This is a genomic window from Rhodococcus sp. NPDC019050, from assembly GCF_055664235.1.
This window is the reverse complement of sequence record NZ_JBVOON010000014.1, coordinates 65,656-92,333: the sequence shown is the minus strand read 5'-3', so window position 1 is coordinate 92,333 and position 26,678 is coordinate 65,656. Positions and strand designations below refer to the sequence as shown.

At 68.1% G+C, this 26,678-nt stretch carries 25 protein-coding genes; 19 read left to right on the top strand and 6 right to left on the bottom strand.

Annotated features, from left to right (window positions below):
* Positions 1 to 4 precede the first annotated feature (4 nt).
* On the bottom strand, positions 5 to 1,726 hold the full coding sequence (mptB, locus tag AC0B44_RS15510; RefSeq protein WP_471903735.1) for a polyprenol phosphomannose-dependent alpha 1,6 mannosyltransferase MptB: 1,722 nt from the start codon (positions 1,724 to 1,726) through the stop codon (positions 5 to 7).
* Positions 1,727 to 1,835: 109 nt separating this feature from the next.
* On the opposite strand from mptB, the gene AC0B44_RS15505 reads away from it, so the two are divergent.
* The 9 genes from AC0B44_RS15505 to AC0B44_RS15465 all read left to right on the top strand — a co-directional run bounded on the left by AC0B44_RS15505 (position 1,836) and on the right by AC0B44_RS15465 (position 8,915).
* Positions 1,836 to 2,573 carry a helix-turn-helix transcriptional regulator gene (locus tag AC0B44_RS15505; protein WP_471903734.1) on the top strand — a complete coding sequence of 246 codons (738 nt, stop codon included), beginning with the start codon at positions 1,836 to 1,838 and terminating at the stop codon, positions 2,571 to 2,573.
* 91 nt (positions 2,574 to 2,664) lie between these two features.
* Positions 2,665 to 4,110 (top strand): Fe-S cluster assembly protein SufB, encoded by a 1,446-nt coding sequence (gene sufB / locus AC0B44_RS15500; protein WP_471903733.1) that lies wholly within the window; start codon positions 2,665 to 2,667, stop codon positions 4,108 to 4,110.
* Complete coding sequence (gene sufD / locus AC0B44_RS15495) at positions 4,111 to 5,361, top strand: Fe-S cluster assembly protein SufD (RefSeq protein WP_471903732.1); 1,251 nt, start codon at positions 4,111 to 4,113, stop codon at positions 5,359 to 5,361.
* 55 nt (positions 5,362 to 5,416) lie between these two features.
* The gene (gene sufC / locus AC0B44_RS15490) at positions 5,417 to 6,214 is read left to right on the top strand and encodes a Fe-S cluster assembly ATPase SufC (RefSeq protein WP_471903731.1); all 798 of its coding nucleotides are present in this window, start codon (positions 5,417 to 5,419) and stop codon (positions 6,212 to 6,214) included.
* A gap of 4 nt (positions 6,215 to 6,218) precedes the next feature.
* Positions 6,219 to 7,475 carry a cysteine desulfurase gene (locus AC0B44_RS15485; RefSeq protein ID WP_471903730.1) on the top strand — a complete coding sequence of 419 codons (1,257 nt, stop codon included), beginning with the start codon at positions 6,219 to 6,221 and terminating at the stop codon, positions 7,473 to 7,475.
* Positions 7,475 to 7,978 carry a Fe-S cluster assembly sulfur transfer protein SufU gene (gene sufU, locus AC0B44_RS15480; protein ID WP_471903729.1) on the top strand — a complete coding sequence of 168 codons (504 nt, stop codon included), beginning with the start codon at positions 7,475 to 7,477 and terminating at the stop codon, positions 7,976 to 7,978. The genes AC0B44_RS15485 and sufU overlap by 1 nt, the downstream gene beginning before the upstream one ends.
* Complete coding sequence (locus tag AC0B44_RS15475; RefSeq protein WP_471903728.1) at positions 7,975 to 8,403, top strand: metal-sulfur cluster assembly factor; 429 nt, start codon at positions 7,975 to 7,977, stop codon at positions 8,401 to 8,403. Before sufU ends, AC0B44_RS15475 begins: the two co-directional genes overlap by 4 nt.
* Before the next feature lie 15 nt (positions 8,404 to 8,418).
* The gene (locus AC0B44_RS15470; protein WP_471903727.1) at positions 8,419 to 8,688 is read left to right on the top strand and encodes a hypothetical protein; all 270 of its coding nucleotides are present in this window, start codon (positions 8,419 to 8,421) and stop codon (positions 8,686 to 8,688) included.
* A complete protein-coding gene (locus tag AC0B44_RS15465; RefSeq protein ID WP_471903726.1) occupies positions 8,664 to 8,915 on the top strand; it encodes a MarR family winged helix-turn-helix transcriptional regulator in 252 nt (83 codons plus the stop codon). The genes AC0B44_RS15470 and AC0B44_RS15465 overlap by 25 nt, the downstream gene beginning before the upstream one ends.
* Positions 8,916 to 8,944: 29 nt before the next feature.
* On the opposite strand, the gene ku is transcribed toward AC0B44_RS15465, so the two are convergent.
* Both ku and AC0B44_RS15455 read right to left on the bottom strand, forming a co-directional pair.
* Positions 8,945 to 9,970 carry a non-homologous end joining protein Ku gene (ku, locus tag AC0B44_RS15460; protein WP_471903725.1) on the bottom strand — a complete coding sequence of 342 codons (1,026 nt, stop codon included), beginning with the start codon at positions 9,968 to 9,970 and terminating at the stop codon, positions 8,945 to 8,947.
* Positions 9,971 to 10,047: 77 nt separating this feature from the next.
* A complete protein-coding gene (locus tag AC0B44_RS15455; protein ID WP_471903724.1) occupies positions 10,048 to 11,163 on the bottom strand; it encodes a lycopene cyclase family protein in 1,116 nt (371 codons plus the stop codon).
* 169 nt (positions 11,164 to 11,332) lie between these two features.
* On the opposite strand from AC0B44_RS15455, the gene AC0B44_RS15450 reads away from it, so the two are divergent.
* Positions 11,333 to 12,964, top strand: a complete 1,632-nt coding sequence (locus AC0B44_RS15450; RefSeq protein ID WP_471903723.1) for an ABC-F family ATP-binding cassette domain-containing protein — start codon at positions 11,333 to 11,335, stop codon at positions 12,962 to 12,964.
* Between the two features lie 75 nt (positions 12,965 to 13,039).
* On the top strand, positions 13,040 to 13,288 hold the full coding sequence (locus tag AC0B44_RS15445; RefSeq protein WP_471903722.1) for a helix-turn-helix domain-containing protein: 249 nt from the start codon (positions 13,040 to 13,042) through the stop codon (positions 13,286 to 13,288).
* Positions 13,289 to 13,323: 35 nt separating this feature from the next.
* On the opposite strand, the gene AC0B44_RS15440 is transcribed toward AC0B44_RS15445, so the two are convergent.
* Positions 13,324 to 13,890: a TetR/AcrR family transcriptional regulator gene (locus AC0B44_RS15440; RefSeq protein ID WP_471903721.1), complete on the bottom strand. Its 567-nt coding sequence runs from the start codon at positions 13,888 to 13,890 to the stop codon at positions 13,324 to 13,326.
* Between the two features lie 110 nt (positions 13,891 to 14,000).
* Positions 14,001 to 16,811 carry an aconitate hydratase AcnA gene (acnA, locus tag AC0B44_RS15435; RefSeq protein WP_471903720.1) on the bottom strand — a complete coding sequence of 937 codons (2,811 nt, stop codon included), beginning with the start codon at positions 16,809 to 16,811 and terminating at the stop codon, positions 14,001 to 14,003.
* Between the two features lie 353 nt (positions 16,812 to 17,164).
* Here acnA and AC0B44_RS15430 point away from each other — a divergent pair, with 353 nt between their 5' ends.
* From AC0B44_RS15430 to AC0B44_RS15395, 8 genes are all read left to right on the top strand, one after another.
* Positions 17,165 to 17,725: an Rv1476 family membrane protein gene (locus AC0B44_RS15430; protein WP_471903719.1), complete on the top strand. Its 561-nt coding sequence runs from the start codon at positions 17,165 to 17,167 to the stop codon at positions 17,723 to 17,725.
* A gap of 296 nt (positions 17,726 to 18,021) precedes the next feature.
* On the top strand, positions 18,022 to 19,605 hold the full coding sequence (locus AC0B44_RS15425) for an NlpC/P60 family protein (protein WP_471903773.1): 1,584 nt from the start codon (positions 18,022 to 18,024) through the stop codon (positions 19,603 to 19,605).
* 165 nt (positions 19,606 to 19,770) lie between these two features.
* Positions 19,771 to 21,171: an AAA family ATPase gene (locus AC0B44_RS15420; RefSeq protein WP_471903718.1), complete on the top strand. Its 1,401-nt coding sequence runs from the start codon at positions 19,771 to 19,773 to the stop codon at positions 21,169 to 21,171.
* Positions 21,168 to 22,130 carry a DUF58 domain-containing protein gene (locus AC0B44_RS15415; protein WP_471903717.1) on the top strand — a complete coding sequence of 321 codons (963 nt, stop codon included), beginning with the start codon at positions 21,168 to 21,170 and terminating at the stop codon, positions 22,128 to 22,130. Before AC0B44_RS15420 ends, AC0B44_RS15415 begins: the two co-directional genes overlap by 4 nt.
* Positions 22,127 to 23,107 carry a VWA domain-containing protein gene (locus AC0B44_RS15410; protein ID WP_471903716.1) on the top strand — a complete coding sequence of 327 codons (981 nt, stop codon included), beginning with the start codon at positions 22,127 to 22,129 and terminating at the stop codon, positions 23,105 to 23,107. Before AC0B44_RS15415 ends, AC0B44_RS15410 begins: the two co-directional genes overlap by 4 nt.
* A 65-nt stretch (positions 23,108 to 23,172) precedes the next feature.
* Positions 23,173 to 23,916 carry a 3-oxoacyl-ACP reductase FabG1 gene (gene fabG1 / locus AC0B44_RS15405; protein ID WP_471903715.1) on the top strand — a complete coding sequence of 248 codons (744 nt, stop codon included), beginning with the start codon at positions 23,173 to 23,175 and terminating at the stop codon, positions 23,914 to 23,916.
* 54 nt (positions 23,917 to 23,970) lie between these two features.
* On the top strand, positions 23,971 to 24,777 hold the full coding sequence (inhA, locus tag AC0B44_RS15400; protein WP_471903714.1) for an NADH-dependent enoyl-ACP reductase InhA: 807 nt from the start codon (positions 23,971 to 23,973) through the stop codon (positions 24,775 to 24,777).
* 20 nt (positions 24,778 to 24,797) lie between these two features.
* A complete protein-coding gene (locus AC0B44_RS15395) occupies positions 24,798 to 25,874 on the top strand; it encodes a ferrochelatase (protein ID WP_471903713.1) in 1,077 nt (358 codons plus the stop codon).
* A 26-nt stretch (positions 25,875 to 25,900) separates the two neighbouring features.
* On the opposite strand, the gene AC0B44_RS15390 is transcribed toward AC0B44_RS15395, so the two are convergent.
* Positions 25,901 to 26,575: a winged helix-turn-helix transcriptional regulator gene (locus tag AC0B44_RS15390; RefSeq protein WP_471903712.1), complete on the bottom strand. Its 675-nt coding sequence runs from the start codon at positions 26,573 to 26,575 to the stop codon at positions 25,901 to 25,903.
* Positions 26,576 to 26,678 lie beyond the last annotated feature (103 nt).

The following is a 26,678-nucleotide window of genomic DNA, read 5'->3' as shown; positions in this document are numbered from 1 at the left end:
CAGCCTAGGCGTCCGCGGTCTGTGACGGACGCGCCGGTGCGCGCTCCTCACCCCGCCACGGCAGAACGTTGCGGGTCGCCACGATGAGCAGACCCACCACCGCGATGGTGGCGATGGCCGCCTGCACGATGATGAACGGCTGGTATTCGCCGCCGTTGGGCATCAGGATCACGCTCACCACCGACGAGAAAGCGATCGTCGGGATGCGGAAGATCGGACGGGTCGCCCACGCTGCGAGGGGAATCACAGCCCAGAGCAGGTACCAGGGCTGCACGACCGGGAACAGCAGCACGATCGCACCGAGCGAGACGCCGAGAGCGCCCACCGGATGGATCCGGCCGGTCAGGGTTGCCAGCAGCATCCGCACCGTGATGAAGGCGGCCACGAGTGCGGCGATCGGACGTGTGATGGACAACACGGCCGTCGTGTGGTCGCCGAGACCGAGCAGGACCCCGCCCAGGCCGGTCCCCATGCCGAGAAGGGTGGGGATCGACATCCAGCTGCGCACCTCGGTTGCGGTGCCGAGCGTCTGCGTCCAACCCCAGCCCAGTCCGCTGCCCCAGCTGACGACACCGATGACCAGGGCCGCACCGATCCCGAGCATCACCGCCGTGGTCACCACGGCCCGGAAGTTGCCTCCCCGGCGCCGCGCGAGTGCCATGCCCACGAACCCGAGGGCCAGCAGCGACGGCAACTTGATCATCGCGGACAGTGCGATCAGGGCGGTACCCGCGGCGATCCAGGCCACGGCACGACCCCGCGTCGAGTTCCCGTCCGCGTACACACCGCGCAGCGCCAGTTCGACGCCGGTGAGCATGACACCGAGCATGAGGGCTTCGTTGTGGACACCGGCGACGAGGTGGAAAAGCAACAGCGGGTTCGCAGCGCCGAGCCACAACGCGCTGACCGAGGCGACACCGCAGCGTCGTGCCAGCCGGGGCAGGGCCCACACGATCAGGGCGACGCCGACCAGCGCGAACAGGCGGTGCACGAAGATTCCGGCCACGATGTTGTCGCCGGTCAGCGCGGCGATCTTCTCGCCGAGCCACAGGAACGCCGGACCGTAGGGCGCGGAGGTGTCGCGCCAGATGTTCGGCACGGTGCGTGTCAGAACATGATCGACACCGAGCGCGCCGGCCGGACCGATCGCGTAGGGATCGAGTCCCCGCGCCGCGATCTCGCTCTGCGCCAGGTAGGAGTACACGTCCTTGCTGAACATCGGCGGTGCGACGACGAGCGGCACGATCCACAGCAGCAGCGTCCGGTCGAGCTGGGACCGCGTCAGCCGTCGTGGCTGACCGTCCGGATCACGTCGGCCGATCGCGAAACGGCCGAGTAGCAGCCAGGCCAGCACCACGAGGACGATGCCCGTCATGGTCACGGTCAGCGCGGCGCTGGGCATCCGCGCCGCGAGGCCGAGCCCGCGCACACCCTGCACGGGGTTCTGCAGGACCGGTTGCGCGCCGGCGCCGAGTGCGCCGACGGCCATCAGGACTGCGCCGGTCGCGCCGAAGAGCCGGATCCGGTGTAGCTGGGTGGTCTCGGCAGCGTCGAGCCCACGGCCTTCGGTTTCGTCGCCGTGCAGGACCACGGCGACGTCGGCCCGGGGGCTCGGGCGGTCGAGACCGAGTGCCCGTCGGGTCAGGTCGAGAGCGCGGGCCCCGATGCCGGGTCGCCCCGCCGCGACCGGGTTCTCGCTCGGGGTGGGGCGTGTTGTCGGCGGCACCCGAGCAGCGTAACGGGCGACGTCCGGGGCACCGGACGGCTCCGGGACCGGAGGGTGAGGAAGGGCACCCTTGGTGGAACCGTGTACCGAATTCCGTCACACTGGTGTTGTGAAATCATCGACCGCACCCCACGTGCAAGAGGAACGCCCAGGTCACGCGCCTGCGGCGCAGCCTGCCCGTGCCGTGAGCGGCCGCGATACACACGAGGGCCAGACCCGTGCCGCCATCGTGCAGCTTCTCGTCGAGCACGGACCCATCACCGCACCCGAGATCGGGGAGCAGCTGGGACTCAGTGCTGCGGGCGTGCGCCGTCACCTCGACGCTCTCATCGAAGCCGGCGAGGCCGAGGCCGCCGCACCGCCCCGCCGTCAGGGCCGGGGCCGGGGCCGCCCCGCGCGCCGCTTCCAGCTCACCGCCGTCGGCCGGGCACGCCTGGGCCACTCCTACGACGACCTCGCCACCGCTGCCATGCGCCACCTGCGCGAAATCGGCGGCGAAGCCGCGATCGAGGATTTCGCCCGGCGTCGCGTGCAGTCGATCCTCAGCGGCATAGATCCGTCCGGTCAGGACGTCGAAGCAGTCGCCGAGGACATCGCCGAATCCTTCTCCGCATCCGGTTTCGCGGCATCGACGCGGCGCGTCGGCACCGGTGTCCAGATCTGCCAGCATCACTGCCCCGTCTCACACGTGGCCGAACAGTTCCCGGAACTGTGCGAAGCGGAAGAGGAGGCGTTCGTGGAGATCCTCGGCACGCATGTCCAGCGGCTCGCGACCATCGCCAACGGCGACGCGTTCTGCACCACCCACGTGCCGGTGCTCCCGGCGAAGGAGCCGCCGAGCTCTTGACGGCCACCGGAATCCCCGCACTCGTGAATCACCCGTTGACAGTCGGCGCGCAGCCCACGCCGACCACACCCAGACTCCGGAAGGAGCTCGCATGACCGTCACATCGGACCAGACGCCCGGCGGCGCACCGCTGACGCAAGAAGAGGCGATCGACTCTCTCGGCCACTACCAGTTCGGCTGGTCGGACCCCGACGCGGCCGGTGCCGTCGCAAAGCGTGGTCTTTCCGAGCACGTCGTGCGGGACATCTCCGCGAAGAAGAGCGAGCCCGAGTGGATGCTCGACATCCGCCTCAAGGCACTGCGCACCTTCGATAAGAAGCCGATGCCGGGCTGGGGTTCGGACCTCGACGGGATCGACTTCGACAACATCAAGTACTTCGTGCGCTCGACGGAGAAGCAGGCCGCGAGCTGGGACGAGCTGCCCGCCGACATCAAGAACACCTACGACAAGCTGGGCATCCCCGAGGCGGAGAAGCAGCGGCTGATCTCCGGTGTGGCCGCCCAGTACGAGTCCGAGGTCGTCTATCACCAGATCCGTGAGGACCTCGAACAGCAGGGCGTGATCTTCCTCGACACCGACTCCGGTCTGCGTGAGCACCCCGAGCTGTTCCGCGAGTACTTCGGCACGGTGATCCCGGCCGGCGACAACAAGTTCTCGGCGCTCAACACCGCCGTGTGGTCGGGCGGCTCGTTCATCTACGTGCCGCCGGGTGTGCACGTCGACATCCCGCTGCAGGCGTACTTCCGGATCAACACCGAGAACATGGGCCAGTTCGAGCGGACCCTGATCATCGTCGACGAGGGTGCCTCCGTGCACTACGTCGAGGGCTGCACCGCGCCGATCTACAAGTCCGACTCGCTGCACTCCGCCGTGGTCGAGATCATCGTCAAGAAGGGCGGCCACTGCCGCTACACGACGATCCAGAACTGGTCGAACAACGTCTACAACCTGGTGACCAAGCGCACCAAGGTCGAGGCCGGCGGCTCGATGGAATGGATCGACGGCAACATCGGTTCCAAGGTGACGATGAAGTACCCGGCCGTGTGGATGATGGGCGAGCACGCTCGCGGTGAGGTGCTCTCCGTCGCTTTCGCCGGTGAGGGTCAGCACCAGGACACGGGCGCGAAGATGCTGCACCTCGCCCCGCACACGTCGTCGACCATCGTGTCGAAGTCCGTGGCTCGCGGCGGCGGACGCGCGTCGTACCGCGGTCTCGTGCAGGTCAACAAGGGCGCCTACGGCTCCAAGTCGACCGTCAAGTGCGATGCGCTGCTCGTCGACCAGATCAGCCGCTCCGATACCTATCCGTACGTCGATATCCGCGAGGACGACGTCACGATGGGCCACGAGGCGACCGTCTCCAAGGTGAGCGACGACCAACTGTTCTACCTCATGAGCCGCGGCCTCAACGAAGACGAGGCCATGGCGATGGTGGTCCGCGGGTTCGTCGAGCCCATCGCCAAGGAGCTGCCGATGGAGTACGCCCTCGAGCTCAACCGCCTGATCGAACTGCAGATGGAAGGGGCAGTCGGCTAAATGACTGCGGAATCGAACAACACCCCCACCGCCGGTACACCGGCAGGACTCGCCGGGGTTCAGGAAGCTGTGCGCGGCGAGAACCCCGCGTCGGCCCTCGAAGGAACTGCCAAACCGGCGGCCAACAAGGGTGAGGTGTTCACGTCGTTCGACGTGAACGCCTTCGAGGTCCCCTCCGGACGCGACGAGATCTGGCGGTTCACGCCGCTGCGCCGCCTGCGCGGACTCCACGACGGCAGCGCCGTGGCCAACGGCACCGCCACCGTCGAGGTCACCCCCTTCGACGGCGTGCAGGTCGAAACCGTCGGGCGCGACGACACCCGCCTCGGACAGGGCGGTGTCCCGTTCGACCGGATCGCCGCGCAGGCGTTCACGTCGTTCGAGAACGCCACCGTCCTCACCGTCGGACGCGAAGCCGAGATCGCCGATCCCGTCGTCGTCACGGTGACCGGACCGGGCGAGGGGAACGTTGCCTACGGGCATCTGCAGATCCGCCTCGAAGCGTTCGCCCGGGCCACCGTCGTGGTGGACCAGCGTGGGAGCGGCACCTACGCCGAGAACGTCGAGTTCATCGTCGGCGACAGCGCCCAGCTCAAGGTTGTCGCGGTGCAGGACTGGGCGGACGACGCCGTCCACGTAGCCGCGCACCACGCTCGGCTGGGCCGCGACGCGGTGCTGCGTCACTTCACCGTCGCGCTCGGCGGTGATCTGGTCCGCGTGTCGGCGACCACCAAGTACGACGCGCCCGGCGGCGACGCCGAGTTGCTCGGTCTGTACTTCGCGGATGCCGGTCAGCACCTCGAGCAGCGTCTGCTCGTCGACCACTCGCAGCCGCACTGCAAGTCGAACGTGATCTACAAGGGTGCTCTGCAGGGCGATCCCCAGTCGGGGAAGCCGGATGCGCGCACCGTGTGGATCGGCGACGTTCTTATTCGTGCGGCCGCCGAAGGCACCGACACGTTCGAGCTCAACCGCAACCTCGTGCTCACCGACGGTGCCCGCGCGGATTCGGTCCCGAACCTCGAGATCGAGACCGGTGAGATCCTCGGCGCCGGCCACGCCTCCGCGACCGGTCGCTTCGACGACGAGCAGCTGTTCTACCTGCGGTCGCGCGGTATCCCGGAAGACCAGGCGCGTCGTCTCGTCGTGCGCGGCTTCTTCCACGAACTCCTGGAACGGATCACGGTGCCCGAGATCCGCGAGCGTCTCGAGGCCGCCATCGAAGCAGAACTCGAGGCAGTCGGAGCCTGACCGGCCCCGCCCGACCCGTAACCCCGATACTTCTTCTTTAAGGAACCACTGATCGATGTCCACAACTCAGAACGTCCTCGAGATCAAGGACCTGCACGTTCGCGTCGCCCAGACCGACACGAACGCCGAACCGATCGACATCCTCCAGGGCGTCGACCTCACGGTCCGCTCGGGTGAGACGCACGCCATCATGGGGCCCAACGGCTCCGGCAAGTCCACGCTCTCGTACGCGATCGCCGGTCACCCGAAGTACGAGGTGACTTCCGGCAGCATCACCCTCAACGGGGAAGACGTGCTGGCGATGACGGTCGACGAGCGGGCCCGCGCCGGCCTGTTCCTGGCGATGCAGTACCCCGTCGAGGTCCCCGGGGTCTCGATGTCGAACTTCCTGCGCACCGCGGCCACCGCGGCGCGTGGCGAAGCACCCAAGCTGCGGCACTGGGTCAAGGAAGTCAAGGGCGCGATGGCCGAACTGGACATCGACCCCGCGTTCGGTGAGCGCAGCGTCAACGAAGGCTTCTCCGGCGGCGAGAAGAAGCGCCACGAGATTCTCCAGCTCGGGCTGCTCAAGCCGCGCATCGCGATCCTCGACGAGACCGACTCCGGCCTCGACGTCGACGCACTGCGCGTGGTGTCCGAGGGTGTGAACCGTTACCAGGAACGCGAGCACGGCGGCGTCCTGCTCATCACGCACTACACCCGCATCCTGCGGTACATCAAGCCGCAGTTCGTGCACGTCTTCGTCGGTGGCCGCATCGTCCAATCCGGTGGCCCCGAACTGGCCGACGAACTCGAGACCAACGGCTACGAGCGCTTCACCCACGCCGCAGCAGCAGACACCCAGGGAGCGTGAGCGCATGACGGTGCCGGTGCGGACGCTCGACGTCGCCCGGATCAGGGCCGACTTCCCGATTCTCGGGCGGACGGTGCGCGACGACAAGCCGCTGGTCTACCTCGACTCGGGTGCGACGTCGCAGCGGCCCGTCCAGGTCCTCGACGCCGAACGTGAGTTCCTCACGACCTGCAACGCCGCGGTCCACCGAGGCGCGCACGCGTTGTCGGAGGAAGCGACGGACGCGTACGAAGGTGCCCGCGCCGTCATCGCCGGCTTCGTCGGTGTCGACGCCGACGAGGTGGTGTTCACCAAGAACGCCACCGAGGCGCTCAACCTGGTGGCGTACGCCTTCGCCGACGATCGTTTCCCGCATGCGCTCGGCCCCGGGGACGAGATCGTGGTCACCGAGCTCGAGCATCATGCGAATCTCGTGCCCTGGCAGGAACTCGCCCGGCGCACCGGCGCGACGTTGCGCTGGTACGGCGTCACGGACGAGGGCCGCATCGACCTCGACTCGCTCGAGCTCACCGACGCCGTCAAGGTGGTGGCGTTCTCGCATCAGTCGAACGTCACCGGCGCCGTCGCGCCCGTCGAGGAGATCGTCCGTCGCGCACGGACGGTCGGCGCGCTCGTCGTGCTCGACGCCTGCCAGTCGGTGCCGCACGCGCCGGTGGACTTCCGGGAACTCGGCGTCGACTTCGCCGCGTTCTCCGGGCACAAGATGCTCGGCCCGTCCGGGATCGGCGTCCTGTACGGCCGCCGCGACCTGCTCGCCGACGTTCCGCCGTTCATCACCGGTGGCTCGATGATCGAGACGGTCACCATGGACGCCACCACGTTCGCGGCCCCCCCGCAGCGATTCGAGGCCGGGTCGCCCATGTCGTCGCAGGCCGTCGGGCTCGGTGCCGCAGTGCGGTACCTGCAGGACATCGGCATGGACGCGGTGGCAGCGCACGAGCACGAGCTGACCGCCGCGGCGCTCACCGAACTTGGTGACATCGCCGGCGTGCGGATCATCGGGCCCACCACACCGGACCAGCGCGGCGGCGCGGTGTCGTTCGTCGTCGACGGGATCCACGCCCACGATCTCGGGCAGATCCTCGACGACGAGGGTGTCGAGATCCGCGTGGGCCACCACTGCGCGTGGCCGCTGCACCGCCGTTTCGGAGTGGCAGCGACCGCACGCGCGTCGTTCGCGGTGTACAACACGCTCGACGAGGTGCAGGCACTCGGCGCGGCCGTTCGGCGCGCTCAGGAATTCTTCGGGGAGCGTGGCTGATGCGGATGGAGCAGATGTACCAGGAGGTCATCCTGGACCATTACAAGCACCCGCACCACCGTGGCCTGCGGGATCCGTTCGGCGCCGAGGTACACCACGTCAACCCCACGTGTGGGGACGAGGTGACGCTGCGCGTGCACCTCGACGGTGGCGTGGTCGCCGATGTGTCGTACGACGGACAGGGCTGCTCGATCAGCCAGGCATCGACCTCGGTGCTCACCGATCAGGTGATCGGGATGTCCGTCGGTGACGCGCTCTCCACGGTCGACAGTTTCGTGGAGATGGTCGGCAGCCGAGGCACCGTCGAAGGTGACGAGGACGTGCTCGGCGACGGCATCGCATTCGCCGGCGTGTCGAAGTACCCGGCGCGCGTCAAGTGCGCGTTGCTGGGATGGATGGCTTTCAAGGATGCGGTCGCGCAGGTCGTGGACAAGGGCGGCGACACTGCCGCACCCGCGACCGGCGACGCCGACACCGTTTCGAGCGGAGGACAGAACCGATGACAGAACCCGCCCCCGACACCACGGCCCCCGAGGCTGCCGACCCCACCGCTACGGCAGACGACACCAGCGGCGACGCGACCACGCTGGTGGCCGACACGGTGCCGCCGCTGGATCCGGTCCGGCTCGACGAGCTCGAAGAGGCAATGCGTGACGTCGTCGACCCTGAACTCGGCATCAACGTCGTCGATCTCGGCCTGGTGTACGGCATCTCCGAGTCCGAGGACGCCGTCACCGTCGACATGACCCTGACGTCGGCCGCCTGCCCGCTCACCGATGTGATCGAGGACCAGGCCCGCAACGCGCTCGTGCGCAGCGGTATGTGCGCCGATCTCCGCATCAACTGGGTGTGGATGCCGCCGTGGGGACCCGACAAGATCACCGAGGACGGACGCGAGCAGCTGCGTGCCCTCGGCTTCACCGTGTGACGGTTGCGGAACTCTGTGACCGACACGCAGTACCTGGCAGACGAGAACGGCGGTAGCCCGTCGGCCGACACGGCCGATGCGGCGACCGCCGATCCCGTCGTTGCGCTCGAGCACGAGATGATCGCGGTGATCCGGCGTTTCCGGCGCCTGATCGCCGAGCGGGCCCGCGCGGTGCATCCGCGGCTTGATCCGGTGGTATATCCGATGCTGCTGATGCTGCGTCGCGCCGCCGCGGTCGCGATGTCCGATCTGCTCGCAGAGTGGCGATCGAGAAGTCGACCCTGACCCGTCGTATCGACAGTGCCGCACGTCTCGGACTGGTCGAGCGGATCCCCGATCCCGACGACGCTCGCGCCCGCCTGGTCGCCCTCGACCCGGCGTGCCGGCGCAAGCTCGACGAGATCCTGGAGAATGAGACCGAGCTCTGGCGTGGGCGGCTGGCCGATTGGAGTGCCGCCGATATCCGCGAGCTCACCGTTTTGCTGCAGCGCCTCGGCGAGTCGATGGACTGACTGCACGTACGTGCAGTCGGCGTCGCGCGTTACGCGCCCTTGCGCTCGCTCGTCTTTCGCTCCGATGTCTTTTTGGCCGCTGCTTTCTTGGCCGGTGTCTTCTCGGCCGTGGACGTTTTGGCGGTGGTTTTCTTCGCCGCCGTCTTTTTCGCGGTGGTCTTCTTCGCCGGTGCCTTCTCGGCTGCCGCCTTCTTCGCGGTGGACTTCGTGCCGGAGGACGAAGAACCGGACGACTTGCCACCCCCGGCGCTGTCGGAGGCCCGGCCGGTCGTGCTGCCCGCGGCTTCGACGCTTCGCTGCAACGCCGCCACCAGGTCGAGCACCTCGGCGTCCTCACCCTCGGAGTCCGACTCGGCCACCTGGAACACCTTTTCGCCGCCGTGCGCCAGCGCATCGTCGATCAAGGTGCGCAGTTCGACCTGAAATTCGTCCGTGAACTCGGTGGGATCGAAGTCGCCCGACATCGACTCCACAAGTGTCTCCGCCATCGCGAGTTCTCTCGGCTTGGGTTTCTCGACACCGTCGAGCGACGGAAACTCTGCGGCACGGACCTCGTCGGGCCACAGCAGCGTCTGCAGCACCAGCATTCCGTCGCGGTTGCGCAGCGCCGCGAGCCGGGTCCGCTGCCGCAGCGTGAAGTGCACCAGTGCGATCCGGTCGCTCTGCTCGAGAGTCGCGGCCAGCAGCGCGTACGCCTTCGGTGAGGAGGAATCCGGTTCCAGGTAGTACGACTTCTCGAACAGCATCGGATCGATCTGCTCGGACGGCACGAACTCGAGTACCGGGATCTCGTGTTTCTCCGCGGCGGGGAGTTTGTCGAAGTCTTCGTCCGTGAGGACGACGCGCTCACCGTTGTCGGAGTCGTACGCCTTGTCGATCTCCTGGAAGGGGACGACTTCGCCGCACTCGGAGCACACGCGCTGGTACTTGATGCGTCCGCCGTCCTTCGCATGCACCTGGTGGAACTTGATGTCATGGGACTCGGTTGCCGAATACACCTTCACCGGCACGTTGACGAGGCCGAACGCGATGGCACCTTTCCAAATCGACCGCATCTGTCCATGATGATCGACGATGCGGGCACTCGGTGAAAAGAAGCGGAAATCGACCCCGGGTGTCGCAGAGACCTACGTCACCACACCGAGCGCACGATTGCGCTGCGCAGCGGCCCCGGGACCCGTCGAAACAGCGTCCACATGGTGCTCGATACGCCCGCGAGGTCTGCCCGGCCGGACAGATAGGCGCGCTGTTGCCCGGCCGGAAGGCCGAAGAACACGTCGAAGAACGCCGCGGCGGACTGCGCGTCGAGACGTAACAGCACCCGCAGTCCCAGGCCCCGGAGCCTCGCCACCGCGCGGGCGGACGCCGGCCACAACACCTGCTGCGGATCGGACCCGTGCCGGAGGGCGTCGACGAGGGCATCGGCCGTCGAGAGGGCGGTCGCGACGGCGTAACCGGTCGCGGGATGCATGAGGCCACCCCGTGCTCCGTAACCGATCACGCCGGGTTCGCTGCGGATGCCTTCCACCGCGAACCGCACGTTCTCGATCCGTTCCGCATCCGCCGACGCGATGCCCCGAGCCGCGAGCCTGATGTCCAGCCGTCGCTGCAACTCCGGTAGGGGAAGCGGTGGCCGGCCCACGAGGCAGGTCTCCTCCAGAAGAGTGAGTCCACCGCCGAGCGGCATCGCATAGAGAAAAGACGGGATGTCGCCCGTGTCGGTGCCGTTGTCGCGCCGCCAGTCCATGAACCACGCTTGCTGCCCCTCCAGCGCGGACTGCGCGACCGCACTGTCGACCACCCGCCCGAACGCGGTCTGGCCGGCCCGCCCCTGACCTGCCGGGACTCCGCGTGCGTCGATCACGTGCCGGGCACGGAGCCGTTCTCCGGTGCTCAGGACGGCGCTACGCGCGTCGATCGAGTCCACACGTCCCTGCACCACCGACACGTTGCCCAGGTCGAGAGACTCCTGCAGTCGCGCGGTGTCGAGGACCCGGTACGGCCGGCTCAGTTCGTGCAGTCGCGACGCCCACACCGCCGGTGCCTCCACGGTCGCTGCGATCGCATGCTCGGGAAGCCAGGACGGAAGTTCGTCGCTCCACGCGGCGTATGTCGCCGTCCACTGCCGGGACGGCCGGGGATCGACGGCGATCACGTCGAGGCCGGCACGCGCGGCGCGGGCGGCGACGGCCCGTCCCGCCGGACCGAGCCCGGCGACCAGCACGTCGGCGGGGGAGGAAGCAGGCACGACCACAGAGTAGGCGGCGACCCGCCGGATCCGCCGAAGCGCACTCGGGGAGGGCGTAGTAGTGCATCTCACCGCGGCGGTGACCGGTACACACGGTAAACTGGACACTTCGTGTGCCCCGCCAGTCGGTTTCGGCACTTACCCCGTCGTCGCCGAGGAGTTCCCACCTGTGATCACCGCTACCGATCTCGAAGTCCGCGCGGGTGTGCGGACACTGCTCTCCGCGCCCGGATCGGCGTTGCGGGTGCAGGCCGGCGATCGGATAGGTCTGGTCGGGCGCAACGGCGCGGGCAAGACCACGACCCTGCGGATTCTCGCGGGCGAAGGCGAGCCGTATGCCGGCACCGTGATCCGTTCCGGTGAAGTCGGTTATCTGCCGCAGGACCCCAAAGAAGGCAACCTCGACGTTCTCGCCAAGGACCGCGTGCTGTCCGCGCGCGGACTCGACGAGATCCTGCGCGGCATGGAGAAGCAGCAGGCGTTGATGGCGGAAGCGGTGGACGAGAAGATCCGCGACCGCGCCGTCCGCAAGTACGGATCCCTGGAGGAACGCTTCTCGACGCTCGGCGGGTATGTCGCCGAGTCGGAGGCGTCCCGGATCTGCCACAGCCTCGGCCTGCCCGACCGCGTCCTCGGCCAGCCACTGCACACCCTGTCCGGCGGTCAGCGCCGACGCGTGGAACTCGCACGCATCCTGTTCGCGGCGTCCGACGGCTCGGGCGGCAAGTCGAACACGACGTTGCTGCTCGACGAGCCCACCAACCACCTCGACGCGGACTCGATCACCTGGCTCCGCGGTTTCCTGCAGAGCCACGACGGCGGACTGATCGTGATCAGCCACGACGTGGACCTGCTCGCCGACGTGGTCAACAAGGTGTGGTTCCTCGACGCCGTGCGCGGTGAGGCCGACATCTACAACATGGACTGGAAGAAGTACCTCGACGCCCGGGCGACGGACGAGCAGCGCCGCCGCCGCGAGCGCGCCAATGCGGAGAAGAAGGCGTCTGCGCTGCACAAGCAGGCGGCCAAGCTCGGCGCGAAGGCCACCAAGGCGACCGCCGCGCAGAACATGGCCAAGCGCGCCGACAAACTGCTCAACGAACTCGACGACGTGCGGGTGGCGGACAAGGTCGCGAAGATCCGGTTCCCGACGCCGGCCGCGTGCGGCAAGACGCCTCTGATGGCGAAGAACCTGACGAAGGTCTACGGCTCGCTCGAGATCTTCACGGGCGTCGACCTCGCCATCGACCGCGGCTCCCGCGTGGTGATCCTCGGCCTCAACGGCGCCGGAAAGACGACACTGCTGCGCCTGCTCGCCGGGACGGAGAAGCCCGACCTTGGTGAACTGGTCCCCGGCCACGGGCTCAAGGTCGGCTACTTCGCGCAGGAGCACGACACGATCGACGATTCGGCGTCGGTGTGGGAGAACATCCGCCACGCCGCGCCCGACGCGGGCGAACAGGACCTGCGCGGTCTGCTCGGTGCGTTCATGTTCACCGGACCCCAGCTCGAGCAGCCCGCGGGCACGTTGTCCGGCGGTGAGAAGACCCGGCTCGCGCTCGCAGGTCTGGTGTCGTCCGCCGCGAACGTGCTGCTCCTCGACGAGCCGACCAACAACCTCGACCCCGTCTCGCGCGAACAGGTGCTCGACGCGCTCCGCAGCTACGAGGGCGCGGTCGTGCTCGTCACGCACGATCCCGGTGCGGCGGAAGCCCTCAACCCGGAACGGGTCATCCTGTTGCCGGACGGTACGGAGGACCACTGGTCCCAGGAATATCTGGAGCTCATCCAGCTGGCATGATCCGATCCGCTCCGGTGATCGTTCCGGTCCTTTAGCCTTGAACCAGGACCTTTGTCGAGGTGCCGGGAGGAACCGATGGTGCGAAATCCCGATCGTGGCCAGACGACGTTCGCGAAGGGGACCCGGATCACCGGGGATTCGCGGGACCGATTGCAGGAAGACCTCAAGCGCCGCTACGAGGCGGGTGCGAGCATCCGTACCCTCGCCAACGAAACCGGACGATCCTACGGTTTCGTGCACAACGTGCTGGTGGAGTCGCACGTCCGGCTTCGCGGGCGGGGCGGGCCGAACCGCCGCAGGGCGGCGGCCGAGAAGACTACGTGAGGGCCGGCAAGAACCTGTGAGGGGAGCCGTCGGGCTCAGTCCCGGCGGCGCACCGATTCCTCGACGAGATCGAGGACCTCGCACAGTTCCTTCTCGGCGTGCCCGGATGCGAGCCGGGCGATGAGCCCGTCGAGTACCAGGTCCAGATAGCCGACCAGCACTGCGGTGGGCACGTCGTCGCGCAGGCGACCGGCTTCGCGCTGCCGTTCCAGACGCCCGACGGTCGCGGCCGTCAGTTCGTCGGAATGCCGGGTCCACTCCTTGGCGAACTCCGGGTCGGTGCGCAGCCGCCGCGTGATTTCGAGTCGGGTACCGAGCCAGTCGAACTGGTCGGGTGAGGACAGCATGTCCCGCATGACCTGGACGAGGCCTTCGTTCGCGGCGACGTCGGCCATGCGCTTCGCGTCTTCTTGAGCGAGCGCGAGGAACAGCCTGTCCTTGTCCTTGAAATGGTGGAAGATTGCGCCGCGCGAGAGGCCGGTGGCCTCCTCGAGGCGGCGCACGGTTGCGCCCTCGTAGCCGTATTCGGCGAAACAGCGCCGGGCGCCGTCGAGGATCTGGCTCCGGCGCGCGGCGAGGTGGTGCTCACTGACCTTGGGCACCGCGACCGTCCTTTCCCGATGTGGACGGCGGGCCCGAGACGAGACGTCCCGGACCCGCCGTCACTGCACAGCGTGGACCGCCCGCGGATGTGGGCGGCCGATTCGGGGTATCAGCCCCGGATCATGTTGCGAAGCACGTACTGCAGGATGCCGCCGTTGCGGTAGTAGTCCGCTTCACCGGGCGTATCGATACGGACGACGGCGTCGAACTCGACCTTGCTGCCGTCTTCCTTGGTCGCGGTGACGTGCACGGTGCTCGGCGTGGTGCCCTCGTTGAGCGCCTCGATGCCCGCGATGTCGAAGACCTCGGTGCCGTCCAGCCCCAGGCTTGCGGCGGACTCGCCGGCGGGGAACTGCAGCGGGACGACGCCCATACCGATGAGGTTCGAGCGGTGGATGCGCTCGAAGGACTCGGTGATGACCGCCTTGACGCCCAGCAGGCTGGTGCCCTTGGCCGCCCAGTCACGCGACGAACCGGAGCCGTACTCCTTGCCGCCCAGCACGACGAGCGGGATGCCCGCCTTCTGGTAGTTCTGCGAGGCGTCGTAGATGAACGCCTGCGGTGCACCGTCCTGGGTGAAGTCGCGGGTGTAGCCACCGGACACACCGTCGAGCAGCTGGTTCTGCAGACGGATGTTCGCGAACGTGCCGCGGATCATCACCTCGTGGTTGCCACGACGCGAACCGAGCGAGTTGTAGTCCTTGCGCTCGACTCCGTGCTCGTCCAGGTACTGCGCGGCGGGGGTGCCGGGCTTGATCGGACCCGCAGGGCTGATGTGGTCGGTGGTGACCGAGTCGCCGAGCAGCGCGAGCACGCGAGCGCCCTTGATGTCGGTGACCGGAGCCGGATCCATCGTCATGCCCTCGAAGTACGGAGGCTTCCGCACGTAGGTCGAGTTCTCGTCCCACGCGAAGGTGTCGCCGGCCGGGGTCTCCAGGTTCTGCCAACGCTCGTCGCCCTTGAAGATGTCGGCGTACGAGTTGCGGAACATGTCCTGGCTGATCGCCGACTTGATGGTGTCGTCGATCTCCTGCGCGGACGGCCAGATGTCCTTCAGGAAGACATCGTTGCCGTCCTTGTCCTTGCCCAGGGCGTCGGCCTCGAAGTCGAAGTCCATGGTGCCGGCCAGCGCGTACGCGATGACGAGCGGCGGGGACGCGAGGTAGTTCATCTTCACGTCGGGGGAGATGCGACCCTCGAAGTTGCGGTTACCCGAGAGCACCGCGGTGACCGACAGGTCGTTGTCGTTGATCGCCTTGGAGATCTCCTCCGGCAGCGGCCCGGTGTTACCGATGCACGTCGTGCAGCCGTAACCGCCGAGGTAGAAGCCGAGCTTCTCGAGGTAGGGCCACAGGCCCGCCTTCTCGTAGTAGTCGGAGACGACCTGCGAACCCGGCGCCATGTTGGTCTTGACCCACGGCTTCGTAGCCAGGCCCTTTTCGACGGCGTTACGGGCGAGCAGCGCTGCACCGAGCATCACGGACGGGTTCGAGGTGTTCGTGCAGGACGTGATGCCCGCGACGACCACGGCGCCGTGATCGAGGACGAATTCGCCCTGCTCCGTCTTGACCGTGACCGGCTTGGACGGACGGCCGGTGGCGCCGTTGGCGGCCGACTGCACGCTGTTCGCGGTGTTGTCACCGTCGTCGGCGAACGAGAGAGCGACCGGATCCGACGCGGGGAAGGACTCTTCGACGGCCTCGTCGAGCTGGCTGTGCTCGGCCGGCTGATCGTCGCCCACGTAGGTGCGGATGTCGCGGCGGAACGCGAGCTTCGAGTCGCTCAGCAGGATGCGGTCCTGCGGGCGCTTCGGGCCGGCGATCGACGGAACGACGGTGCTCAGGTCCAGCTCGATGTACTCCGAGTAGACCGGCTCCTTCTCCGGGTCGTGCCACATGCCCTGTTCCTTGGCGTACGCCTCGACGAGAGCGAGCTGCTCGTCGCTGCGGCCGGTCAGGCGCAGGTAGTTGATGGTCTCACCGTCGATCGGGAAGATCGCTGCGGTGGAACCGAACTCGGGGCTCATGTTGCCGAGGGTTGCGCGGTTCGCGAGGGGGACCTCGGCGACGCCGGCACCGTAGAACTCGACGAACTTGCCGACCACACCGTGCTTGCGCAGCATCTCGGTGACGGTGAGCACGACGTCGGTGGCGGTCACGCCGGGCTGGATCTCGCCGGAGAGCTTGAAGCCGACCACGCGCGGGATGAGCATGGAGACCGGCTGGCCGAGCATTGCGGCCTCGGCCTCGATGCCGCCGACGCCCCAGCCGAGGACGCCGAGTCCGTTGACCATGGTGGTGTGCGAGTCGGTGCCGACACAGGTGTCGGGGTAGGCCTGACCGTTGCGGGTCATCACCGTCGGAGCCAGGTACTCGATGTTGACCTGGTGGACGATGCCCATGCCGGGCGGGACGACCTTGAAGTCGTCGAACGCGCCCTGGCCCCAGCGCAGGAACTGGTAACGCTCGCCGTTGCGCTGGTACTCGAGGTCGACGTTGCGCTCGAGGGCGTCGGCGCGGCCGAATACGTCGAGGATGACCGAGTGGTCGATGACCATGTCGGCGGGGGAGAGCGGGTTGACCTTGTTCGGGTCGCCGCCGAGGGTCGTGACGGCCTCACGCATGGTGGCGAGGTCGACCACACACGGCACGCCGGTGAAGTCCTGCATGATCACGCGGGCAGGCGTGAACTGGATCTCGATGCTCGGGTCCGCGGAGGGGTCCCACTCGGCGATGGCACGGATGTGATCGGCGGTGATGTTGGCACCGTCTTCGGTGCGCAGCAGGTTCTCGGCGAGAACCTTCAAGGAGTAAGGGAGTTTCTCGGTGCCGGGGACGGCCGACAGGCGGAAGATCTCGTAAGAGTTGTCTCCGACCTGCAGCGTCCCCTTGGCGCCGAACGAATCAGTATTGGTGCTCACGTCAGCTCCACTCGTCGTTTCGGCTCGCCGCCGACGGGGCTGTGTCGACGGCTGAAGCGAGGCACACGACGTCCGCGAGGAGAATTCCTGTGCGGTGCCGCCGCGGCATCTCACCGTAGAGTCTAACAGTACGCTTGTCCTGTAATAAAGGCGGGAGTGTACCGGGAATCCGTCGCAGGTAGGGGTGTGCGGCGCCACCTCGAGCCCGCCGCCGTACCTCGGTGCGGCTGCACCGCCGGAGAGTCATCGCGTACTGTTCGGTGTTGCCCTGCGAGCGTGGTGCTCCGTGTGCCGAGTGCTCGGTACGGCGAACCCGGGTCGTACACGCTCCCGCCCAGCACTACCGGAGAGAAATGTCTGCGCCACTGCTACGAATCCCCGGGCCGTCGGCCACAGATCTCCCTCCGGGCGTCACCGTCGAGGCGATCCTCGCGGATCTGAACGACGACCAGGTCGCCGCGCCGTCCGATCAGGTGGACGACCTGGTGGCCGAGGTGGCGCGAGCGCGCGACCACGGAATCGACCTGAGCGTGGTCGTCATCGATCGGGATCCCCGGATGGATTCGCAGCTGCGTGACCTCGCCACCGAGGTGGGTGCCGAAGACGGTGGCACCGTGCTGGTCCTCAGCCCCGGCTGGGTCGGCACGTTCAGCGACAGTCTCGATCGCGTCACTCTCGAAGCTGCCGAGGACACCACCTACACGGGGAACGCGGTGGTGTCGACGAAGAACTTCGTCGACACGGTGACCGAGCCGTCGCCGCCCTGGACGATGCTGACCATCCTGCTCGTGCTCCTTGTAGCAGCCGCTTCGGGCGCGACCTACTGGGTCAAGTCGCGCCGCCGCGACCGGCCCGCATCGGCCGAAACCGCCGGTCGGACGTCCACACCGGAAAGCCCCTCCACGAACTCCTGACGGCACCTCCGCGCAGGTGGGCCGCTGGGTTGTGCATTCTTCGCAGCCAAATTCGTAACTGTCGTGCGGCATGTGCTCGCTGTGTCGTACGGTTCGGATGACGCTCTTGGGGAAGGTGTGTCACAACCCCAGTCGTGGGACGCTGCTCACGACGGGTGACCAGGACAGCGACCGATCGCGGGCCTCCCGCGAGCGGTGTTCGTCGCGCGCTCCCCGAGACGTCGGGGCCGGCTGTTTCGGCAGGTCGGCACGACCGAGGGAGAGCACACGTGAAGCGGTACGGTTTCCACGGGAGGATGCACCTCGCCCGGGTGTCGCGGCTCGTCGCCGGTATCGGCCTGGTGACCGCGGTGCTCGTCACCGTCGGATCGACGGCCACTGCGGTACCTCCGCCGCCCCCCAATCCGTCGGACACCGAACTCGGTGAAGCCGGGGCCGCCGTGGCTACCGGGGTCGACCGGATCGGCGAGCTCATCGTGCGCATCGCCGCCGCGGATCAGCAGCTTGCCGAACTCGACGCGCAGGTCGCCGTCAAGCGCGAGGACGTCAACCGCGCGCTCGTCGATCTGCACGCAGCTCAGGATCTCGCGGCTGCGGCCGAGCAGGCGGTGTCGTCGTCCCAGTTGGCCTTGCGGGACGCCGGAGCGCAGATCTCCCTCGCCCAGAAGGACTTCGACGCGTTCGCGCGGGAGAGCTACACCCGCGGATCGAACTCGGCGTCTCTCGCGGCGTTCCTGTCGACCGACGGACCCGACGACCTGCTCGACCGGGCGCAGGTCATGCGCATGCTCTCGACCGGGCGCGAGGCGGTACTCGACGCGCTCGAACGGGCACGTACAGAGCAGGCCAACTCCCATTCCCGCGCCCGCGCCGCCAAGCAGGAAGCCGATGCCGCCGCCGCAGCAGCGCAACAACGCAAAGGCGACGCCGAAGCGGCGATCTCGGCTGCCCTGACGGCACTCGACCGGCAGACCGCCGAAAAGGACCGGATCGAACAGTCCCGCGCGGGAGCCCAGGCCGAACTCGACTTCGCACGCACCAACGTCGCGGGGCTCGAGGGACAACGTGCCGAATACGTTGCCTGGGACCGTCAGCGTGCGGCGGAGGACGCGGCACGCGCCGCCGCCGAAGAAGTCGCCCGGCAGGAGGCGGCCGCGGCCGCTGTCCGGGTCGCCGCGGACGCGGCGGGGCTCGCGCGCGCGGCCGAACTGGCCAACGGGCGCCGTCCTCACACCGATCTCGGCGAAAGTGCGGTAGCGGCAGAGACACCGAGCACAGAGACGGTCGTGCCGGAGCCCGACACCGGCACCACGGCGCCCGATCCCGGGGACGACGACCCACCCGCCCCGGGGAGCGAAGTGGACCCGGCCGACGAAGTGACCGAGACTCCGTCGCCGTCGGAGCCGTCGACGAAGCGGCCGACGCCACGCACCCGCACGACGCCGTCTCTCACCGGCACGGCCGCGATCGAAACCGTCATCGACCGAGGGCTCTCACAGATCGGCGTGCCGTACGCGTGGGGCGGCGGAGACGAGAACGGACCCACCCGGGGCATCCGCGACGGTGGTGTCGCCGACAGCTACGGGGACTTCGGCAAGATCGGTTTCGACTGCTCGGGTCTGATGATCTACGCGTTCGCCGGCATCGGCATCTCCCTGCCGCACTACACCGGTTACCAGTACACCGCCGGTACGCAGGTGCCGTCGTCGGAGATGAGACGCGGCGACATGATCTTCTACGGACCCAACGCGAGCCAGCACGTCGGTCTGTACCTCGGCGACGGCACGATGCTCGAGGCACCGCAGTCGGGTTCGCACGTCATGATCTCGCCGGTACGCTGGGACGGCATGACACCGTATGTGGTGCGGATGGTGTCGTGACGGTGAAGTGAGCGTGATCGCAGTGACCCGACGGTGGGACCCGCCCACCGCGCGGGCCCGGGCGTTACGACACCCGGCGTTACGACACACTGAATCGACACCTGCCATAGTGGTGCAGCAGGCGATTTCCAGCGGATCAACGTAGGCGAAAGCGGTGGATTCTTGGTGACCTCACGCGAGGGCGGGACTTCGGATACGGCAGCGGACGCGCAGAAGGGTGGGGCCGGTCCGAGCAATACCGCCGGTCAGACCAGCGGGGTGGATCCCAAGGGCGGTGCCGGCCACAACGGACCGGCAGGCAACAGAGTTCCGGCAGACAACAGGGGTCCGGCAGGCAACAGCGGTGCATCCGCCACCGCCGGACCCGGACGAGTCTCTGCTCCCGGGAACGCTCCCGCCGGTGCGACCAGCGCCGGTCCGGCCCGGGTGAACACCTCCAAGGACCCCGCCGCCCCGGCGAAGGCCGGCGACCCGGCCACCGCGCCTGCGAAGGCCTACGACCCGGCCGACGACGTCCGTCTCCTCGAACGCGCCATCTACGAGGTCAAACGCGTGATCGTGGGCCAGGACCTCCTCGTCGAGCGCATGCTCGTCGGCGTGCTCGCCCGCGGGCACGTGCTGCTCGAGGGTGTGCCCGGTGTGGCGAAGACCCTGGCGGTCGAGACATTCGCCAAGGTCGTGGGCGGCTCCTTCTCCCGCGTGCAGTTCACTCCCGACCTGGTGCCCACCGACCTCGTCGGAACCCGTATCTACCGTCAGGGCCGCGAAGAGTTCGACACCGAACTCGGTCCGGTGGTCGCGAACTTCGTGCTCGCCGACGAGATCAACCGCGCGCCCGCGAAGGTCCAGTCCGCTCTCCTCGAGGTGATGGCCGAACGGCACGTCACCATCGGTGGCAAGACCTTCCCGATGCCCGATCCGTTCCTGGTGATGGCGACGCAGAACCCCATCGAGAACGAAGGCGTCTACCCGCTCCCCGAAGCGCAGCGGGACCGCTTCCTGTTCAAGGTCCTCGTCGACTACCCGTCGGTCGAGGAAGAACGCGAGATCGTCTATCGCATGGGCGTCGCCGCTCCCGAACCGAAGCAGGTGCTGTCGCGGGAAGAACTGCTGCGCCTCCAGCAGATCGCCAGTCGCGTGTTCGTGCACCACGCGCTCGTCGACTACGTCGTGCGGGTCATCTTCGCGACCCGCGCGCCGGCCGAGATCGGCCTGCACGACGTGCAGGGCTGGATCGCCTACGGTGCCTCACCGCGTGCGACGCTCGGCATCATCTCCGCAGCCCGTGCGCTCGCACTCGTCCGGGGCCGTGACTACGTGGTCCCGCAGGACATCGTCGATGTCATCCCCGACGTCCTGCGCCATCGTCTGGTGCTCTCGTACGACGCGCTGGCCGACGATGTGTCACCCGACCGGATCATCGCCGAGATCCTGCAGACTGTCGGCCTGCCCCAGGTTTCACCCCAGGCGACGCCTCCGGTTCCCGCGGGCCCGCCTGCCGTCGTGCGCCCCGGCGTTCCTGCGGTACCCGCGCCCGGACCGCACGGAGGTGCGGGGCAACGGTGAGCGAACCCGCCCGCGACGGGTCGCCACCCGCGTTCCGGTCCGGCGAGCTGCGCGACCCCGCACTGACTGCTGCGCTGCGCACGCTGGAACTGACCGTCCGGCGGCGGCTCGACGGTGTCCTGCACGGCGATCATCTCGGCTTGATTCCCGGACCCGGATCGGAACCCGGCGACGCCCGGGAGTACCAGCCGGGCGACGACGTGCGTCAGATGGACTGGTCGGTCACCGCCCGCACCACCCATCCGCACGTCCGTCAGACCGTCGCCGACCGAGAACTCGAAACCTGGCTCGCCGTCGACCTGTCGGCCAGTCTCGATTTCGGCACCGCCGCATGCGAGAAGCGCGACCTCGTCGTCGCCGCAGTCGCCGCGATCGCACACCTGACGATCGGTGGCGGTAACCGGATCGGCGCCGTGGTTTCCACCGGCCGCGACACGGTGCGGATTCCCGCACGCGGGGGACGGGCACACGCCCAATCCATGCTGCGCACGATCGCCACCATCCCGCACCCCCCGGACGGGACCCGCGGTGATCTGCGCGGTGTGGTGGAGGCACTGCGCCGACCCCAGCGCCGGCGCGGTCTCGCCGTCGTGATCAGCGACTTCCTGGGTCCGCTCGATTGGCAGCGGTCGTTGCGTGCCCTTTCCGGCCGCCACGACCTGCTGGCGGTCGAGGTTCTGGACCGCCGCGACCTGGAACTGCCCGACTTGGGCGACGTGGTCCTGCACGATCCCGAAACGGGACGCACCCGTGAATTCACGACGACACCCCAATTGCGCGCCGACTACGCCCAGGCTGCGGCGGAGCATCGCGCCGCCGTGCAGCAGGCGATGCGCAGTTGCGGCGCCCCGATGCTGAGTTTGCGGACCGACCGGGACTGGATCAGCGACGTGGTTCGTTTCGTCGCGGCCCGGCGGCACAGTTACGCCGCCGGTGGCGCGGGGAGGGTGGGCCGGTGAGCATCTCCGGATTCACCTCACCGTGGTGGTTGCTGTTCCTGGTCGTGGTGGCCGCACTCGGCGTCGGCTACGTGCTGGTGCAGCGCCGCAGGCTCTCCCACACCCTCCGGTTCACCAACTTCGAACTCCTCGAGAAGGTCGCTCCCGACCGGCCCGGTCGCGCCCGCCACATTCCGGTCGCGCTGCTGCTCGCCGGCCTGGTCTTCCTCACGGTCGCCCTCGCCGGACCCACGGCCGAGCAACGGGTGCCGCGCAACCGCGCGACGGTCGTCGCGGTGATCGACGTGTCGCTGTCCATGGAGGCCACCGATGTCGCACCGTCCCGGCTCGCTGCCGCTCAGGAGGCGGCGAAGCAGTTCGCCGACGATCTGACCCCCGGTATCAACCTCGGGCTCGTTGCGTTCTCCGGTACCGCGTCGGTGCTGGTGTCGCCGACGACCAACCGCGAGGCGACCAAGACGGCCATCGACCATCTCCAGTTGAGCGAGCGCACCGCCACCGGCGAAGCGATCTTCACCGCGATGCAGTCCATCGACACCCTGTCGGCGGTGCTCGGCGGCAGCGATCAGGCGCCGCCCGCCCGGATCGTGCTGCTGTCGGACGGCAAGCAGACGGTGCCCGAGAGTCCCGACGACCCGCGGGGCGGTTTCACCGCGGCCCGGCAGGCGGCAGAGAAGGGCATCCCGGTCTCCACCATCTCCTTCGGCACCGCGACGGGAACGGTCACCATCGAGGACGAACGGATCCCCGTGCCCGTCGACGACCCCTCCCTCAAGGAGATCGCCAACCTCTCCGGCGGCAGTTTCTTCACCGCGTCGAGTCTCGAGGAACTCGAGGACGCCTACAACACGCTCGAGGAGCAGATCGGCTTCGAAACCACTCGCGGCGACGCCAGTCGCCCGTGGCTGATGCTCGGTGCGCTCTCCGTCGCAGCGGGTCTTCTCTCCGCGATGGTGCTCCGCCAGCGCCTGCCCTGATCCTTCTTGTCGCTGCTCACGGAGCCCGCTCCGTGTGCGATCCACCACCAGATAGGTTTGTCGCCATGAATGACGCAACCAGCTCAGCCGCGCGCCCCGCTGCCACCCCCCGGTCCGTCCTCGTCACCGGAGGAAACCGCGGCATCGGACTTGCCGTGGCCCGACGACTGCAGGCCGACGGACACAAGGTCGCCGTCACGCACCGCGGTTCCGGTGTGCCCGAGGGCCTGTTCGGTGTCGTCTGCGATGTCACCGACACCGAGTCCGTCGATCGCGCGTTCACCGAGGTCGAAGCACACCAGGGACCCGTCGAGGTTCTGGTCGCCAACGCCGGCACCACCGACGACACGCTGCTGATGCGCATGACCGAAGACCAGTTCACCAACGTCGTCGACGCCAATCTCACCGGCGCGTTCCGGTGCGCCAAGCGCGCCAACCGGGCGATGCTGCGCGCACGGTGGGGACGGATGATCTTCCTCGGATCGGTCGTCGGACTGGCCGGCCAGGCAGGACAGGCCAACTACGCATCCTCGAAGGCCGGCGTGATCGGTCTCGCCCGGTCGGTGACACGCGAACTCGGTTCCCGATCGATCACCGCCAACGTGGTCGCGCCCGGTTTCATCGAGACGGACATGACCGCGGATCTGTCCGACGATCTGCGCGAGACGGCGAAGAAGTTCATCCCGCTGCAGCGTCTCGGCAAGCCCGAGGATGTCGCGGGCGTGGTGAGCTTCCTCGCCTCCGACGACTCCGCATACGTCTCGGGCGCGGTCATCCCCGTCGACGGAGGCATGGGTATGGGTCACTGACCCCGCCGCCACACCCGAACCACATCCGAATCTCACTGGAGGATCGACACACTCATGGGCGGACTGCTCGAGGGCAAGACCATTCTCGTCACCGGCATCATCACCGATGCCTCCATCGCGTTCCACACCGCCAGAGCGGCACAGGAACAGGGCGCGAAGATCATCATCACCGGCTTCGACCGGCTGCGACTGATCGACCGGATCGCGCAGCGCCTGCCGCAGCCGGTGCCGCCGGCGATCGAACTCGATGTCCAGAACACCGAGCACCTCGAGGGCCTCGCGGACAAACTGCGTGAGCTCGCGCCCGAGGGGATCGACGGCGTCGTCCACTCGATCGGGTTCGCGCCGCGCTCGTGCCTGGGAAGCCCCTTCCTCGATGCTCCGTGGACCGACGTCGCCGTCGCCCTCGAAGTGTCCGCGTATTCGTACGGCGCGCTCGCCAAGGCCGTGCTGCCGGTGATGAACGAGGGCGGCTCCATCGTCGGCATGGACTTCGATCCCTCCCGCGCGATGCCGTTCTACAACTGGATGGGTGTCTCCAAGGCGACGCTCGAGTCCGTCAACCGGTATGTCGCGAAGGAGGTCGGACCGCGTGGCATCCGCTCCAACCTCGTCGCGGCAGGCCCGATCAAGACGCTGGCCGCGAAGGCCATCGCCGGTGACGCGACCGGACCGGGTGCCGAGATGAACCGCCTCAACGAGGGTTGGTCGGCGGCATCGCCGATCGGATGGGACGTCGACGACCCGACCCCGGTCGCGAAGACCGTGTGCGCGGTACTGTCCGATTGGCTGCCCCGCACGACCGGGTCGATCGTCTACGTCGACGGTGGTTTCCATTCCCAGGTCGGCCTCGGCGCCTGACAGGTCAGGAGAGCACTCGCATGGTGAACACCCCCGAACCGTTCGACGCAGTGATGGTGCTGTCGTTCGGCGGGCCGGAAGGCCCCGACGACGTACGGCCGTTCCTCGAGAACGTCACCCGCGGCCGCGGCATCCCGCCCGAACGTCTCGACGCTGTCGCGGAGCACTACCTGCACTTCGGGGGTGTATCACCGATCAATGCGCTCAACCGTGATCTCATCGACGCGGTACGGGCGGAGTTCGACGCGCACGGCATCGACCTGCCGATCTACTTCGGCAACCGCAACTGGCACCCGATGGTCGAGGACACCGTCGCCACCATGCGCGACGACGGAATCCGCAACGCCCTGGTGTTCGCCACCTCGGCATGGGGCGGTTATTCCGGATGCCGGCAGTACCACGAGGACATCCGGCGGGCCCGGGACGTCGTCGAGAACGCACCCGACCTGACCAAACTGCGGCAGTTCTACGACCACCCGTTGTTCCTCGACGCCGTCGCGGATGCCGTGCGCGCGGCGCTGTCCGAACTGCCTGCCGACGCGGCTCCGGCGCGGGTCGTCTTCACCGCGCATTCCGTCCCGACGGCAGCCGACGCGACCGGAGGCCCACCGGATGCGGGCGGTCACCTCTACAGCCGTCAGGTGGCAGAGGCCGCGCGCCTGGTTGCAGGTGCGCTCGGCATCGACGACTACGACCTGGTGTGGCAGTCGCGTTCGGGACCGCCACAGGTGCCGTGGCTCGAACCCGACATCGTCGATCACCTCGACACCCTGCACGACCGCGGGGTGACCTCGGTCGTCGTCGTTCCGGTCGGATTCGTCTCCGACCATCTCGAGGTCGTCTGGGATCTCGACACCGAAGCGCGCGACCGTGCCGCCGAACTGGGCATGGCGTTCGTGCGCGCCGCGACCGCCGGCACGGATCCACGATTCGCGCAGATGGTCCGGGAACTCGTGCAGGAACGCCTCGGCACCGCGACCCCGCACCGGCGCGGTACCGAACCGGAATTCGGAGTGGGATGCAACGGCGCGTTGTGCGCAATCGGGTGTTGCGAACCTCCGGCACGCCCCTCCCGTCCCGCACCCGCCGCGCGCTGAGCCGGGGTCGTCCTCCCGCGCCGGTCCTATCGTTGCTGCTTCGCGCCGACGAGGGGGGAGACGAACCAGTCCGGGAGGGAACGACGCAACCCCACCGGGCCGTCGACCGCAACCGCCCCGTTGCGCAGCGCGTCGGGCCAGCCGCGCTCACCTCGCCAGATCTCGGTGAGCGCCCGCAGACCCGCGGTGACGGTCACCGACACCTCGAAGCCCGGATCCACGTCGCACACGTCGACCTCGTCGGCGGTGATCACCAGCCACCACCGCCGCGACCCCCGCGGAGCACCCGTGAAGACGAAATGCACGACCACACGGGAATCCGGAACGGTGGTGTGGTCGACGTTGCGATGCATGTCCCACATCAGCAATTTCGGGTCGAGATCTTCGTCGCCGAGTCGCCCCGTCCATCGCGATCCCCACGTGCCGAGCGCCACCAACACCGGTTCGAGATCGCGGCCGGCAGGTGTGAGCACGTAACGGACCTCCGATCCCTCGGTGATCCGCTGCACGATCCCGGCGACCGTCAACTGGTGCAGCCGGGTGGACAGCAGCGACGGTGACATCCGGGGAAGGCCGCGACGCAGATCGTTGAACCGTTCGCTTCCCAGCACGAGTTCGCGAACCAGCAGGAGAGTCCACCGCTCGTCGAAGAGTTCCATCGCTTTCGCGACGGGACAGAATTGGTGGTAGGGCGAGCCCATGCTTCGAATGGTAGGCCCCCGAGCAAGTACAGATTCCGAACTGGAAGCGATCCGGCGGAGTTCATACCGTTGGTGTGCGCCCGGAGATCTGTCGCACGGCGGA